At 35.9% G+C, this 15,330-nt stretch carries 12 protein-coding genes; 5 read left to right on the plus strand and 7 right to left on the minus strand.

Annotated elements, in window-relative coordinates:
* Nucleotides 1-29 precede the first annotated feature (29 nt).
* Nucleotides 30-2,699, plus strand: a complete 2,670-nt coding sequence (locus EK417_RS14335; protein ID WP_136522529.1) for an MGH1-like glycoside hydrolase domain-containing protein — start codon at nt 30-32, stop codon at nt 2,697-2,699.
* 14 nt (nt 2,700-2,713) lie between these two features.
* Here the strand turns inward: EK417_RS14335 and recO are convergent, their stop codons facing one another.
* The 4 genes from recO to EK417_RS14355 are packed head-to-tail and all read right to left on the minus strand — an operon-like array spanning nt 2,714 to nt 7,374.
* Nucleotides 2,714-3,400 carry a DNA repair protein RecO gene (recO, locus tag EK417_RS14340; protein ID WP_076596685.1) on the minus strand — a complete coding sequence of 229 codons (687 nt, stop codon included), beginning with the start codon at nt 3,398-3,400 and terminating at the stop codon, nt 2,714-2,716.
* The gene (gene porZ, locus EK417_RS14345) at nt 3,400-5,664 is read right to left on the minus strand and encodes a type IX secretion system anionic LPS delivery protein PorZ (protein ID WP_136522530.1); all 2,265 of its coding nucleotides are present in this window, start codon (nt 5,662-5,664) and stop codon (nt 3,400-3,402) included. Before porZ ends, recO begins: the two co-directional genes overlap by 1 nt.
* Nucleotide 5,665: 1 nt before the next feature.
* The gene (locus EK417_RS14350) at nt 5,666-6,616 is read right to left on the minus strand and encodes a bifunctional metallophosphatase/5'-nucleotidase (RefSeq protein ID WP_110368287.1); all 951 of its coding nucleotides are present in this window, start codon (nt 6,614-6,616) and stop codon (nt 5,666-5,668) included.
* Between the two features lie 2 nt (nt 6,617-6,618).
* A complete protein-coding gene (locus tag EK417_RS14355) occupies nt 6,619-7,374 on the minus strand; it encodes a 5'-nucleotidase C-terminal domain-containing protein (protein ID WP_076596688.1) in 756 nt (251 codons plus the stop codon).
* A gap of 107 nt (nt 7,375-7,481) precedes the next feature.
* On the opposite strand from EK417_RS14355, the gene dapA reads away from it, so the two are divergent.
* The 4 genes from dapA (at nt 7,482) to EK417_RS14375 (ending at nt 10,368) form a co-directional block, all read left to right on the plus strand.
* A complete protein-coding gene (dapA, locus tag EK417_RS14360) occupies nt 7,482-8,354 on the plus strand; it encodes a 4-hydroxy-tetrahydrodipicolinate synthase (RefSeq protein WP_110368288.1) in 873 nt (290 codons plus the stop codon).
* A 194-nt stretch (nt 8,355-8,548) separates the two neighbouring features.
* Nucleotides 8,549-9,052 (plus strand): GNAT family N-acetyltransferase, encoded by a 504-nt coding sequence (locus EK417_RS14365; protein WP_076596690.1) that lies wholly within the window; start codon nt 8,549-8,551, stop codon nt 9,050-9,052.
* Nucleotides 9,053-9,347: 295 nt separating this feature from the next.
* On the plus strand, nt 9,348-9,929 hold the full coding sequence (locus tag EK417_RS14370; protein WP_076596691.1) for a helix-turn-helix domain-containing protein: 582 nt from the start codon (nt 9,348-9,350) through the stop codon (nt 9,927-9,929).
* Entirely contained in the window at nt 9,922-10,368 is a 447-nt protein-coding gene (locus EK417_RS14375) for a response regulator (RefSeq protein WP_136522531.1), read from the plus strand. Before EK417_RS14370 ends, EK417_RS14375 begins: the two co-directional genes overlap by 8 nt.
* Nucleotides 10,369-10,980: 612 nt before the next feature.
* On the opposite strand, the gene recG is transcribed toward EK417_RS14375, so the two are convergent.
* From recG to EK417_RS14390, 3 genes are all read right to left on the minus strand, one after another.
* Complete coding sequence (gene recG, locus EK417_RS14380) at nt 10,981-13,068, minus strand: ATP-dependent DNA helicase RecG (RefSeq protein ID WP_136522532.1); 2,088 nt, start codon at nt 13,066-13,068, stop codon at nt 10,981-10,983.
* 165 nt (nt 13,069-13,233) lie between these two features.
* Nucleotides 13,234-13,767, minus strand: a complete 534-nt coding sequence (locus tag EK417_RS14385; protein WP_076596694.1) for a thioredoxin family protein — start codon at nt 13,765-13,767, stop codon at nt 13,234-13,236.
* Between the two features lie 41 nt (nt 13,768-13,808).
* The gene (locus EK417_RS14390) at nt 13,809-15,320 is read right to left on the minus strand and encodes a peptide MFS transporter (protein WP_076596695.1); all 1,512 of its coding nucleotides are present in this window, start codon (nt 15,318-15,320) and stop codon (nt 13,809-13,811) included.
* Between the last annotated feature and the right edge of the window lie 10 nt (nt 15,321-15,330).

Raw genomic sequence — 15,330 nt, forward strand, 5'->3', positions numbered from 1 at the left:
ATATTACTCATTACTCATAATTATCGCTTATGTCGGAAAAACAGAGAATTTCAGATGTTTCATGGAAAAAATGGGGTCCCTATGTCAGTAACCGTGAATGGGGGCTTGTTCGTGAAGATTACAGTGAAAACGGAGATGCGTGGAATTATACCAATCATGACACCGCAGAAGCCAAAACATACCGTTGGGGCGAAGAAGGAATATGCGGAATCTGCGACGATCTCCAGAAGCTTGTATTTTCTGTAGGATTCTGGAATAAAAAAGATAAAATGGTCAAAGAGCGGTTTTTTGGACTCACCAATGGACAGGGAAATCATGGTGAAGATGTGAAAGAATATTTTTACTATCTGGATTCTACCCCTACCCATTCCTATATGAAAATGCTGTATAAATATCCTCAAAATGCCTTCCCTTATGAACAGCTTGTAAAAACAAATGCAGCAAGAGGAAAAGAGGATGCTGAATATGAGTTGATTGATACCGGAATTTTTGATTACAATGAATACTTTGACATCTTTATCGAATACGCAAAAGAAAGTCAGAACGATATTCTTGTAAGATTAACAATAGTCAATAAATCTGAAAAGGAAGCGCCTCTGATAGTTCTTCCGACTGTCTGGTTCAGGAATACCTGGAACTGGGGATATGATGATTATAGACCACAATTGTCTGCAGAAGATGCAGATCATATTAAAATCAATCATCAGGATATCGAGGTTAAAAACGTATATGCAAAACAATCTTTAAAAACATTATTCTGTAATAACGAGACCAATAATGAAAGGCTTTATCAGTCTTCCAATGAGTCGAAATACTGTAAAGATGGGATCAATAATTTTGTGACAACTGGAAATTCTCAGACTGTGAATCCTCAAAATACAGGAACTAAAGCTTCTTTCTTTATGGATGAAGATTTTAAAGCAGGAGAATCGAAAATATTTGAATTCAGACTTTCAGATAAAGAGGTAAGAGAACCTTTTAAAGATTTTGATATTCTTTTTGAACAAAGACAAAAAGAGGCAGACGAGTTTTATGCAGAAATCCAGAAAGGAATTGCTTCGGACGATGAAAAACTGGTTCAGAGACAGGCTTTTGCCGGAATGCTTTGGAATAAAATGTTTTATCATTACAATGTAGAAAAATGGCTGAAAGGTGATCCTGCAGAAATACCTCCGCCAAAATCCCGGGAGTCAATAAGAAACTTCGACTGGAAGCATCTTAACAATGAACACATTGTTTCCATGCCGGACAAATGGGAATATCCATGGTATGCAACATGGGATCTGGCATTTCATACCATCAGCTTTTCACTGATAGATCCCGATTTTGCAAAACATCAGTTAAAACTTTTCCTGTTTGAATGGTATATGCATCCCAACGGACAGCTTCCCGCTTACGAATGGAACTTAAGTGATGTGAATCCTCCTGTACATGCCTGGGCGGTTTTCAGAGTATTTAAAATTGATGAATATTTAAAAGATAAACCCGACCTGGAATTTCTGGAAAGTGCTTTCCAGAAGCTATTGATGAATTTTACCTGGTGGGTGAATAAGAAAGACCTTAACGGTAATAATATCTTTGAAGGAGGATTCCTGGGACTTGATAATATCGGTGCTTTTGACAGGAATTCTGTTTTGCCCAACGGAGAACAGCTGGAACAATCGGATGGAACAAGCTGGATGGCCATGTTTGCTCTGAATATGATGAGAATTGCCCTGGAACTGGCTCTTTACAATAAAGTGTATGAAGAAATGGCGATGAAATTCTTTGAACATTTCCTATCGATTGCCCATTCACTGGATAATATGGGAGATGAGAATTTCAGTCTTTGGGATGAGCAGGATGAATTTTTCTATGATGCTATAGCCTCCAGTGACGGAACACATATGTATCTCAAGTTAAGAACCATTGTTGGATTAATTCCGATGTTTGCCGTTGAGGTCATCGATGATGAAATGATTGAAAACCTTCCCAATTTCAAGAAAAGAATGAAATGGGTACTGGATAACAAGCCTGAATTGGCTTCTCTGGTTTCAAGATGGGAAGTGAAAGGACAGGATTCCAAACACCTTTTGTCTCTGCTTCGGGGACATCGCTTGAAAAGACTGTTAAACCGAATGTTGAATCCGGATGAATTTCTCAGTGATTACGGAGTAAGAGCTTTATCCAAAGAATATGAAAACAATCCCTACACATTAACATTGAATGATACGGATTACAGTGTAAAATATACCCCTGCAGAAAGTGATAGCGGTCTTTTTGGAGGTAACAGCAACTGGCGTGGTCCGGTGTGGTTCCCTATCAATTTCCTTATTATTGACAGTCTTCAGCGCTTTTTTTTCTATTATAGTCCGGATTTTTTAGTGGAATATCCTACGGGAAGCGGTAATTATTCAAACCTCGATCAGATTGCAGATGCCTTAAACAAGAGACTCGCCAAGATATTTTTAAAGGATGAAAATGGGAAACGCCCGGTTCATGGGCAGTATGAAAGATTTCAGACCGATCCGGATTTTAAAGATTATATCCTGTTCTACGAATATTTTCACGGAGACAACGGCCGTGGAGTAGGAGCTTCCCATCAGACCGGCTGGACGGGACTTATTGCTAAGATTCTTCAGCCCAGATTTTCCAAAAAAGAAATGGCAGCATCTGAAACAGAAATACCGGAGGATATTGGAAAAACAACAGGAAAGTAAAAAGATGATCTGTTTTACTCAAATATCTGCTGAATAATTTCCAGTGAGGCCGGAGTTTTGAAATCCGTGATATGGTAATGATAATAGACCAAAAGACTGTCCAGGAAATCTTTTCTTAAAGAAGGATGGATTTTTGTGGCATAAAAATCTTCTGCACAAAGCGCTTCTTTCCACAACAAGGAAATTTCTTCATTGAAAAGCTGATGACTTATTCCCGGAGAAAAAGTTCCGGTCTCCGGATCTAAAAATCTGCCTTCACTCAATAATGGAGCTACACCCTGAATTTTTAAAAAAGAAAGCAAAAACAGAAGATGTGCCTGATAATTTTTATTCGTCAGCTCACTGATAAGATGATCAATTCCGGAATAGATCGGAATATTTTTATTCTCATGCTTAAGAATATGGCTCAGAAAATCTGAGATGAAGAAAATGACGGTATTGACCTTGATGTCTGTATAAATATCATTGTTTTTTACCAGTTCAAACTTTGAAACAGACGGGATTCCGTTGCCCCGCGATGGATTTACAGAAAAATTGAGCTGGCTCAGCGGTTGAAGCAAGGCTTTCTTTTTATTCTTTTTGGAATAAATTCCCTTCAGAAAATAGCTTTGAAAACCCTCTTCTTCTGTAAAACAATGCAATACAGCATCATTTTCTCCATATTTTATAAATGAAAGTAAAAAACCGTTTTGAGAATTCATTAATTAACCACTCCTATTTTGGCGGTAGCTTTATCAGATCCGTCTTCATTCGTCATCAGGACAAAATAAATCCCTGAGGCTACTCTTGTTCCTTTCTGATTATTCATATCCCATTCATAATATCCTCCGCGTGCTACGGCTGAGTGCACTACATTTCCTGCAGCATCTACAATTCTTATATTGGTTTTTTCTGCAAGACCCTTAATGGTTACTTTTCCTTTGAAGCTAGAATAAACAACAGGATTAGGATACACTACAACATCCCCGAAATTGGACGTTACATCTGCAACATCGCCCTGATATGTTACAATACCATTATACGTTACAAAATATACTTTACCCGTTTTCTTATCAATCTTTATATCGGTAACACTATTCGTAGGAAGAGGTGAATTTTCTTTTGTAAAATGTTTTATGGTTCTCTGACCGTCGGCAGACAGATAATAAACACCACCACCATCAACAGATACCCACTTGTAATCACCTGCATCTACCGCAACCTGAAGAATTGCTGACTCTCTGAAAAGCTCTTCCCCCAAACCATTCTGCTCTATAACTATTGGCTCCACTTTAGGCTGAGCGCTTTTTATTTCTGATGCTGCGTTGGACATGATCCTCAGACCACCGTCTGTACCGATCCATGCATCACCAGCCTTATCAAATGCTACAGATAATATTCCTCCTGAACTGTTAAATCCATTAGCCGTTCCCAGGATATAATCTGAATCATCGGAAAGGTTAAGAGCATTTTTATAATCATATACCCAGAAATTATTAGATCTTGGCAGAGGTGTCCAAAGCATGTTTTCATGGTAAAAAGTCTTTTGTATACCATCACTGGCAAGAACTATTTTCTTGATGAGAAAATCATCAGATGCTTTATCGTAAATTCCTATAGAAGGGTTTCCATCGTTGAATCCAAAAGAAACAAAGAGATTATTTTGTGGGTCTACAGCAAAACCTACAGGACGTCTGAGGTAAGGCTGTGCCCCCAGATTATAATATTTTACCAGTTCAAAATCTTTGCTTGTCGCATTATATTTCATTTTGTACACCCCGTTATCCAACATTGTATAATTGGTAAAGAGCACTTCATTACTGTTATAAGGACTTATAATAGCATCCAGTACATTGATGAAAATGGGACGATTGGGATTACTTTTATTGAAAAATGAAGGATAAATCCACTCTGTACCATTGAAATAATAAAATCCCGGTTCTTGTGGCTGAATAAACGGATGGTTGTAGTTATTGGCTCTGGCGCCAGAGGAAACTAAAAGTTGGTTATTATCAAAAAGATTGATATTATACGCAAAATTGAAGTAAGGGCCGGAAGGTTTAAAAGTATTGTTCCCTTCATCCTTAATCCCCGATAATACCGTTCCGCCTAAAATCTTTCCACCGGCTGTTAATGCAGTATTACATTCTTCACCAAGGCTTACTGCATTTTGCGATACTCCATTGATTCCATAAGTATATACCCGGTTATCTGTCACCACAATACTATTAGAAGTAATCACCAGATCCCTGATTTTTTCAAAAGTAGTAGGAAGTTGTGTTGGTGTACCGTTGTTATAAATATAAGCTGCTGTAGCCGTTGAATACACCAGTTCTGATTCTGAATCTATATGTTTGAAAGCTCCCGGAGCTTCCGTTGTCCAGGTAGAAAATACCGGAAACGTAGTATTCATTTGATGGCTTTTCAATCCAGTATCCGTTACAGAATATACTTTATTTCCGAATATCGTGGCTTCATTACTTGCCTGATAAACACCACCGGAAAGGAAAAATGCAGAATCACCAAACTCTTTATTCTGAAGGTTAAATATGGAAACTCCATATCCAACTGAAATGACAGCCTGATCTCCTGTTATGGAAATATGGTTGATCTTTTTGTTCCCGTTATATCCTGTAGCAATAGGAATATCAACAATATATTTGATTTCCTGTGGCGTAATGACGTCCATAGACCCGTTTTCATAACCGATAAGTCCTGTTTTAGTCTGCGGATTATAATCGAAAGCAGTAATTCCGATATTATGCAGCCCATTGGCTTTGGATAACTTCGTAATTTCTCCTGTTGATATTGTATAATAGAATATTCCGTTTTGAGTGGCTGCAATGATTTTTCCGTTGTCTTCTTTCATGGCTAAGACATTATTATAGGAAAACAGATCTGCCCATTTTTTGGATGAAATAACCTGAGCTTTTGTCAGCTGCAGGGATGCTAAAATACCAAGAGAAATTATAAAGAGTTTTTTCATATTATGCGGTTATGCTGCTATCTATTACCTGATTGTTCCAGGAAATATGCTGTACGTTTTTGTTTGTATCAAAATAAAAATCTATCCTGCCTAAAAGAAGGCCTGCCCATCCTACCTGGTTGACAAGAACATTTTTGCCCTGTCTGTTGGTAAAGTTCTGAGGTTCCGGTAAGAATGTATGAGTATGGCCTCCTAAGATAATATCAATATTTTCCGTATTGGCGGCTAAAATTTTATCACTTATTTTATCAGGTTCGTCTTTGTAGTCGTAGCCGATGTGTGAAAGACAAATCACAAGATCACATTTCTGATCTTTCTTCAGGAAATTTGAATAATGCTGCGCTACATCAATCGGGTTGGTATAAACGGTTTCTCCATATTGTTTTTTGCCTACAAGGCCATCCAGCTGGATTCCCACCCCGAAAATTCCCACTTTTATTCCATTCTTGCTGAAGATCTGATAAGGAGATGTTTTTCCGTCGAGAATGGTGTTTTTAAAGTCATAATTGGAACAGATAAAAGGAAACTTCGCATTGGGAAGCACTTTTAAAAATCCATCAAGTCCATTATCGAAATCATGATTTCCCATAGTAGAAGCATCATATTTCATCATAGACATTAATTTGAATTCCAGTTCACCTCCGAAGAAATTAAAATAAGGAGTTCCCTGGAAAATATCTCCGGAATCAAGAAGAAGAACATTGCTTTCCTGACTCCTGATCTGTTGGATTAAGCTTGCCCTTCTTGCAAAACCTCCCTGATTGGGATTTTTTGTATAGCTTGCATCAAAAGGCTCTATTCTGCTATGTTGGTCATTAGTATGTAGAATAGTCAGTTTATTTGCAGATTTTAAATTAAGAATTTTTAATTCCTCCGCCATCATCATATTAGGAGCTAAAGCCATTGCTAAAGATCCGCTTCCTATTGCTTTTAAAAAACTTTTTCTATCCATTATTACTTCCCTATAAAATGTAAACGAACATCCGAATTGACCACCACTTCAGGTGATTTTTTAAAATAATCGATAAATAAATCTCTCATTTTAATACCTGTTGCAATAGATTCTCCTTTAGCAAAGAATTTCATATTGTCTCCACCCAGCGCAAGATAGTCTGATGTGGCAATATAATAATCTTTCTCCGGATCTACTGTGTAGCCGTTAATTAAGGATTTAATTACCTGTCCGTTTTTTGTTTCAATATATAAATGAGAAACAGGATTGTTGACCTGCGTTTTTGCATAATACTCAAAAAGCCCCTGTAAATCTGCTCCTTTCATTTTTACAATGACCACTTCATTTTCGAAAGGCATTACTTCAAATACATTTTTAAGTAAGATATCTCCTTTTCCGATAGTGGTTCGGATTCCTCCGATATTGATCAATGCAGCGTCTACGTTTTGCTTAAGATGAGTTTTGATCCATTCATTACCTCCTTCAAACGTATAGTCAGCTAAAAGATTGCCCAGATTGCTGTTATCGCCCTGTTTGGTAAGATCCACATTGGTATGCGAGATCTTCTGGTTCATTTCTTTATCCAGTTTCTGCTTATAAGGTTCGATAAATTTTACAAACTCCTCATCATTTTTTAGCTCATTATTAATAGAAATATTTTTCTGGGTCTTTACATTCACAAGCTGCGGCGCAGAAGCCGTTTTGCATGCAGTAAGCGACACCAGAGCAATTCCCAGTAACAAGAATTTATTTTTCATAATCTCTTTTAGTATATGCAAATATAACTATATGTATAATAAAACATTATTATTTATTACAAATTCTTACTGTAAATTATTAAATTTGGCAAAAATAATTCTAACAGATGAGCATTTTAAAAGGAGTAGGTGTTGCATTGGTAACGCCCTTTAATGAAGATTTATCCGTTGACTTCGACAGTTTGACAAAACTGGTGGAGTACAATATTGAAAACGGAACCAATTATTTAGTTGTATTGGGAACAACGGCAGAAGCCGCAACGCTTTCTGCAGAGGAGAAGAAACAGGTAATTGAGCATATCATTAAGGTGAATAATAAACGTCTTCCTTTAGTTTTGGGAATTGGCGGTAACGATACTCTTGATGTCAAGAAACAGATTGAAGAAGCAGATCTTTCTGCATTTGAAGCCGTACTTTCAGTATCTCCCTATTATAATAAACCCAACCAGGAAGGTCTTTATCAGCATTATAAGGCATTAGCTTCCACAGGTAAAAATATTATCATTTATAATGTTCCATCAAGAACAGGGCAAAATGTAGAAGCTGATACTACGCTTCGTCTTGCAAATGAATTCCCGAATTTGTTTTTAATTAAAGAGGCGGCACCGAATATTCTGCAGTATTTTGATATCCTCAGAAAGAAGCCTGAAGGCTTTTCTTTAGTTTCCGGAGATGATGAATATACATTGCCGGTAACATTAGCCGGTGGAGATGGTGTAATTTCCGTAATCGGGCAGGCCTATCCTAAAGAATTCTCTACGATGGTACAGCTGGCTTTCGAAGGTAAGGTAAAAGAAGCTTATGAAATCCACAACAAACTTGTAGATATTACCCGTTTGATTTTTGCTGAAGGTAATCCTTGTGGTATTAAAGTAATACTTACAGAAAAAGGAATCATCAAAAATTATCTTAGACTTCCTTTGGTAAAAGCTTCGGAAGGTCTTCATGCAAAAATTAAGGCTGAAATGGCTAAAATTTAACTAATGATTATGAATGGTTATTGGAAATGAATAATGCTTTTCCGGTACATTTTAACATTATAGTAAGCATATTAAGGTGAAAGGTGATATACTTTCACCTTTTTATTTCCACATCTGATGGGATTAAAGATTATTCGGTGAAAATTTTCATCAACTTTGCATTTGAAAATTAGAATAAAAAACAAATTTAGAATATGAAATTAATAGAAGCGAAAGAAAAGGATATTCCTTTAATCCAGGAATTGGCAAGAAGATCGTGGGAGAATGCTTATGCAGGAATTATTTCAGATGAACAGATCAATTATATGCTGGGAGAGATGTATTCTAAAGAAGAAATTTCAAAACACCTCGATAATCCAAATTATCATTATTATTTAATCTTTAACGAAAATAATGCTTCTTTCGAAGGCTTTATTGGTTATGAGCATGGCTACGAACCGGATACTACAAAACTGCACCGCATTTATCTGGTTCCGGAAAGTAAAGGTAAAGGATTCGGAAAAAGAGCTATTGATTTCCTGAAGAAAAAACTTTCTGAAAGCAATGACATAAGAATCATTCTCAATGTAAACAAGGAAAATAGCGCAAGAAAATTCTACGAATCCCAGGAATTTAAAGTTTATAATGAGATGGTTTTGGATATTGGAAATGGCTTTGTAATGGATGATTATCAAATGGAATATCTAATTCACAAGTAATTGACTTAAAATTTTGTAACTTTATCCTGTAATTCTATAACAAGTGATTTCTTTTTTTGATTCATCTTTGCTTCAGAACCAAATCACTTATACAATACATTCATATGCTTGGTTTTGAGCTGAAAAAGCTTTTTATCAGTATATTTTTTTCATCCTTAGTGTTTAAATTCCTGTATTCTAAAATACAGGAGTTTTTTCGTGTATAAAGTGAAATATTAAAAACATGCATCTATTTCACGTTTAATTGAAATAAATTGTTATATTTACTCAATAATATTGGCTTATATATACTAGGATGAAAATGTATGTTAAATTTGATTTCAATGCCCTTTGTAAAAAGGTATTGGACGAAAAACTTAAAGAACACGGGCTGAAGTACAGGTTACTGAACTTCGGTGAGGTGGAATTCTATGAGCCCCTTACACAGGAACAGCACAATCTTTTTAAGAAAAATCTTGAAGAGTATGGTATCGAGATCATAGAAAGCCAAAAAAGCGCGCTGGTACAGAAAATAAAAGATGCTATTGTGGAGCTCGTTTTTTCTGATGAAATTATACCGGTAAAAGCGTCCATCTATATTTCTGAAAAGCTGAATCACAGCTATGGATATCTTTCCAATCTTTTTTCGGAAGTTGCTTATACCTCTATTGAGAATTTTATTATTCTGCAAAAGATTGAGCATGCAAAGGCTTTGATCATAAGAAACAAACAAAGTCTTACAGAAATTGCCCATAAGCTGAACTACTCCAGTGTAGCCCATTTGAGTACCCAGTTCAAAAATACAACAGGAATTACACCATCCCAGTTTCAAAAAATTATAGGCAGGCGAAGAAGAGCACAAAGCAAGGTAATAAATCCTAAAATGCAGTATGAATAAAGAATTTCTGAACGTAATTGTAGCAGATAACGATCAAAATACTTTGATTTTTTTTAAAAATATTTTGAAAGAGTTAAAAATCTCTATAAAAGTTCAATGTTTTAGTAATGGGAACAATCTTATGGAATATCTGAATAATGACGATGCGGTAGTGCCGGAACTTGTTTTTATCAATTATATGATTCCCGGAAAAGAAATCATGGAATGTCTGGAAGATATAAGTTCAAACTCAAAATTCAATAATATGGTGACGGCTATTTTTTCTGAGCCGATTCCGGAAAGTGAAATAGAAGATATTTTTGTAAAAGGAGCTCATATTTTTATGAAAAAACCGGAGTGTTTTGAGAAGCTTAAAAAGGTGCTTTCGGAAGTGATTACTATCAACTGGCAGTATCATACTTCAGGATTGAATAAAGATAATCTCATCTTGAAAGTGTGATGAGTAAAGGATTTATTAATTAAATGTTAATGATTTTTAATCGTATTTACAGCATACTATTCACGAATAAGTGAAAATTTTATAACTAATAATTAAAATAATATAAAAGGCATCTGAATTAATATTCTGACATTTGTAAAAGTAAACTCAGACACAAATTTCATTATATAGTAGAAGATACAGATGAATGGGAAGTAATTGTTTCTTAAGAACAAAATTTTATAAATCACGATGTTAGTTAAACAAAATGGATTATACTAATTTTCCAATTTTAAAGCACAGAAGATCTTTAAACAAAACGGTACAATCATGAAAACTCAATAAGTAGTTGGAGATATTTTTATTCGTTTCATTCCCTCATCTCCACCGAAACACAGTTAGTTTTTATAATAAGCAAGTTGGAAAAAATAATTCATTTTGTTTTTTTTATAATTTATTTTAATAGTTATGGTTTTAGCTCATTATTATATTGTTATATAAATATTTTCACACCACATCACAAAATATTAAGCCTGAGCTATTAAAATAAATTTTTTTTGGACACACCAAAAGTAATTTCTTCTAAAGAACAGTTTTATAAGGGGGCCGCAGGAAGTTTTTTCTGCGGTTTTTTTATGATATTTTACTCCACTTATTTTTTCCTCTGTAGTATCTGATATAATAGTTTTTGATGATCATATTGTCAGGTCTTGAAAGCATAGGATCTGCTTCAAGGATTTTCTCTACCGTATTTTTTGTTGTTTTGATGATCGCCGAGTCATTAATAAGATCCAGCCTTTTAAAATCTACTACACCACTTTGCTGAGTACCCAGTATGTCTCCGGGACCGCGAAGCTGCATATCCACCTCAGAAATTTTAAAACCGTCGTTGGTCTCAGTCATGGTTTTAATACGCGTTCTGCTTTCTTTTGATAATTTATCGGAAGTCATCAAAATACAGTAACTCTGTTCAGCACCTCTTCCCACACGTCCTCTGAGCTGGTGAAGCTGTGATAGTCCGAACCTTTCCGAGCTTTCAATTACCATTACTGAAGCATTCGGAACATTTACTCCTACTTCAATTACCGTTGTTGCAACCATTATTTCAGCTTTTCCGGAAGCAAAATAAGCCATAGCAGCATCTTTTTCGTCCGGTTTCATTTTTCCGTGAAGCATGGTGACGTTATATTCTGAGAAAAACTCCATAACATGCTCCAGGCCTTCCATCAGATTTTTATAATCCAACGTTTCAGATTCCTCAATCAAAGGATATACGAAATAAATTTGTCTGCCCTTTCTAATTTCATCTTTACAGAAATTATATACATACAATCTGTCTTTTTCCCTGCGGTGAGCTGTAATAATAGGCTTTCTTCCCACGGGCATCTCATCAATCACGGAAACATCCAGATCAGAATAAAAACTCATAGCCAGAGTTCTTGGAATAGGAGTGGCGGTCATCACCAGAATATGAGGCGGAATCTTATTTTTAGCCCAAAGTTTGGCCCTTTGGGCAACTCCGAATCTATGCTGCTCATCAATAATGGCTAATCCCAGATTTTTAAATTTAACCTTGTCTTCAAGAACAGCATGAGTTCCTACCAAAATAGAAAGTGTCCCATTTTCCAGTTCTTCATGGATAATTCTTCTTTCAGCTGCTTTGGCGGAACCTGTAAGAAGACGGATATTAATTCCTGTTTTTTCCAACAGCTCTTTGATACCGTGGTAATGCTGCTGGGCAAGAATCTCCGTAGGAGCCATCAGACAGCTCTGAAATCCGTTGTCCATCGCAATAAGCATGGTAAGAAGGGCAACCATCGTTTTTCCTGATCCTACATCTCCCTGCAAAAGCCTGTTCATCTGAATAGGCCTTTTCATATCCATTCTTATTTCCTTCAAAACCCTTTTCTGTGCATTGGTAAGCTCAAAAGGAAGATGGTTTTCATAAAAATCATTAAAATGATCTCCGATTATCGGGAAAGGATTACCATGAGACTGTGTTTTATGATGAAGCTTTTTTAAGCCATATCCTAACTGAAAGAAGAATGATTCTTCAAACTTCAATCTGTAGTCCGCTTTATCAAAATGTTCCTGGTCTTTTGGAAAGTGAACATTCAGAAAAGCGTGCTGTCTTGACATGAACTTGAATGTTTTCATCAGATATTCCGGAAAATTTTCTTCAATAAGATTGGGAATCTCCCTGCAGATATTTCTTAAAGCATTCTGGAAAAACCTTTGATTTAATCCTCTTTTGGTCAGTTTTTCAGAACCCGGATAAATAGGTTTAAGACGAGTGTCTCCTTCTTTTTTTTCTTCCGCTTCAATTTCCGGATGCGGCATAGAAAACTGACGGTTGAAAACATTGATCTTTCCGAAAATATAAACTTCCCTGTTGATTGGAAGCTGTTCTTTTAACCACTTGGAATATTGAAACCAAACCAGATCCATACTCCCGGTTTCATCATTGAATTTTGCAGATAATCTTTTGGTTTTACCCGTTTGAATTTCCTGTACCTGAGTAATTCTTCCCTTTAGCTGAATTTCCTGGCTGGTTTCTTCTCCGAGCTGAGAAACGGTATAGATCTTACTTTTGTCCAGATAACGGATAGGGTAGAAATTCAACATGTCTTCTACAGTAGATAAGCCCAACACACTTTTAATGAGTTTGGCTCTTTCCGGACCTATTCCTTTTACATATTCTATGGAGGTTTCGAGATTCATTGTCTGATTTCAGGATGCTGTTTTTCGAATTTTAAGATTCTTATTTCGGATCATAAAAATAAAGGTTCGAATTTCGGCAAAATAAGAAAGACTTCCAAAAAATTGGAAGCCTCTATAGTGATTTTTTAGCATTGAAACTGAAAATCTATGTTTCAAAGTTCTGAATTAATCTTTGATCTTAGATCTGAATTTTTTCTGGTAATCCTCCCATTGTTCTCTGGTCTTGATCTTTTTAAACAGATCTTTGGAGATCAGTTCCAGATAGGGTTCCAGTTCTTTGGCAGATAATTCTCCCTGCAGAATGGTGATGGGATCGCCATGCTCATCCAGAAATACTGTGCTTGGGACAGCTCCTACATTCATATATTGGGTAAACTCATGCAGAGAATTTTTTCCTTTTTTATGTTCAGTATTGGGATTTGAAAATGTTCTTCCGAAAATTTCAATACTCTTTTTTTCTTCCGCATTAAATTTTACGGGATAATAATTCTCATTTAAAATCTGAGCCAGTACAGGGTGGCCGTACGTTTTTTTATCCATGATTTTGCATGGACCACACCAGTCTGCATAGAAATCAATCAATATTTTTTTTGGATTTTCTTTTTGAGCTTTTAAAGCCTCCTCAATGGTCATCCACTTTACCTGTGCAAAACTGATATTTAATAAAAGTAAGAGAACTATGCTTAAAATTTTCTTCATATTGTGATATTTAGGTAAAAATAAGCATAATTACTTATTTTTTATTTTACATCCTGCATTAATTTTTTCACGTACGGAGATATCAAAATTAATACCACTCCGGCAATTACCGCATACAATCCCAATTGTTTATATCCATCAGTATAAGTGATTAATTCATCATAGTTGGTAGATCCTTTTTTTGCCGTAGCAAGACTGGCTCCGATAATCCCGGCAACATACTGTCCGTAAGCCGAAGCAAGGAACCACATTCCCATCATCATTCCCTGAAGGTTCTTGGTAGAAAGTTTTGTCATGATAGATAATCCGATAGGAGAGAGGCATAATTCTCCAAGTGTAATGATTAGCAGTGCCAGTGTGAAGAAGTTCAGTGAAGTGATTCCCTGAAGGTCTGCAAACAGACGTGTTGCAAACAAAACATAATATCCTAATCCTAAGAAAATAAATCCTAATCCGAATTTGATGATTGTGTTGGGTTCAATTTTTCTTTTGTTCAGCCAGATCCAAAGAAGCCCGATCAGTGGAGCAAGGAAGATAATAAAGAAAGCTCCTCCTGAATTATTTACACCATTTGGATCTAATCCTAAAAGATCCTTATTCAGGTTCTTAGCTGCGAAAATACTTAAAGAACCTCCACTTTGCTCATAAATTCCCCAGAATATGATTGAAAATATAATGAATACTAAAGCAGCCCAAAGTTTTTTGCGCTCAGAAGCGGTTACTTTAGACATTTCATAGAATAAATAGATTAAGGTTAATGGCCCGATGGTCCACATAAAATAATCTGTATATTCAGTTTTAGCAACCATAGTCATAATGATAGGTACAAAAACCAGTGACAAGGCATAGACTCCATATTCTTTCCATTTTGGTATTGGAGCTGTTTTTTCTTCTGCTAAAGGATGTCCAGGCTGTAAACCGATAGTTCCTAATGTTCTTTGCGTAAATACAAAGTTAATTAAGCTTATCACCATTACTATTGAAGCCAATCCGAAAGCAATATGCCATCTCATTTCTTCTGCAATAATGTTGCTTAAAAATTCTCCTTTACCAATAGCAATACATAAATAACCTCCTAATAATGCCCCAAGATTAATTCCCGCATAAAAAAGTGAAAAGCCTGCATCCGCTCTTGAGTCATTAGGTTTATAAAGCTGTCCTACCATAGAAGAAATATTAGGTTTAAAGAAACCTGTTCCTACTACAGTGAATGCTATTCCTAAGAAAAAGAATTTGTGCGGATCGGTAGCAAGAATTAAACTTCCTACGATCATCAGAAGTCCGCCCCAGAAAAGGGATTTTCGGAATCCTAAAATTTTATCGGCAAAAAGACCTCCTACAAAAGTAAAGGCATATACGAATGCCTGAGTAGCGCCATATTGAAGATTGGCTTCTTTTTCATGGAAATTAAGCTGAGAAATCATAAAGAAAACCAGCATTCCACGCATTCCGTAGAAACAGAAACGTTCCCACATTTCAGAGAAAAACAGACTCCAGATTTGTCTGGGATATTTTCCTTTGAAATTTTGTATTTCATCTAAAGTTAAGCTCATAATGATATAT

Source organism: Chryseobacterium candidae (assembly GCF_004916905.1).
GTDB classification, from domain to species: Bacteria; Bacteroidota; Bacteroidia; order Flavobacteriales; family Weeksellaceae; genus Chryseobacterium; species Chryseobacterium candidae.

Coding starts and splice junctions, on each gene's coding strand:
- EK417_RS14375 (WP_136522531.1), top strand. CDS start 9,922: ATGAATAAAGAATTTCTGAACGTAATTGTAGCAGATAACGATCAAAAT.
- EK417_RS14335 (WP_136522529.1), top strand. CDS start 30: ATGTCGGAAAAACAGAGAATTTCAGATGTTTCATGGAAAAAATGGGGT.
- recO (WP_076596685.1), bottom strand. CDS start 3,400: ATGAATTCTCAAAACGGTTTTTTACTTTCATTTATAAAATATGGAGAA.
- EK417_RS14350 (WP_110368287.1), bottom strand. CDS start 6,616: ATGGATAGAAAAAGTTTTTTAAAAGCAATAGGAAGCGGATCTTTAGCA.
- EK417_RS14385 (WP_076596694.1), bottom strand. CDS start 13,767: ATGAAGAAAATTTTAAGCATAGTTCTCTTACTTTTATTAAATATCAGT.
- EK417_RS14365 (WP_076596690.1), top strand. CDS start 8,549: ATGAAATTAATAGAAGCGAAAGAAAAGGATATTCCTTTAATCCAGGAA.
- porZ (WP_136522530.1), bottom strand. CDS start 5,664: ATGAAAAAACTCTTTATAATTTCTCTTGGTATTTTAGCATCCCTGCAG.
- EK417_RS14370 (WP_076596691.1), top strand. CDS start 9,348: ATGAAAATGTATGTTAAATTTGATTTCAATGCCCTTTGTAAAAAGGTA.
- recG (WP_136522532.1), bottom strand. CDS start 13,068: ATGAATCTCGAAACCTCCATAGAATATGTAAAAGGAATAGGTCCGGAA.
- EK417_RS14390 (WP_076596695.1), bottom strand. CDS start 15,320: ATGAGCTTAACTTTAGATGAAATACAAAATTTCAAAGGAAAATATCCC.
- dapA (WP_110368288.1), top strand. CDS start 7,482: ATGAGCATTTTAAAAGGAGTAGGTGTTGCATTGGTAACGCCCTTTAAT.
- EK417_RS14355 (WP_076596688.1), bottom strand. CDS start 7,374: ATGAAAAATAAATTCTTGTTACTGGGAATTGCTCTGGTGTCGCTTACT.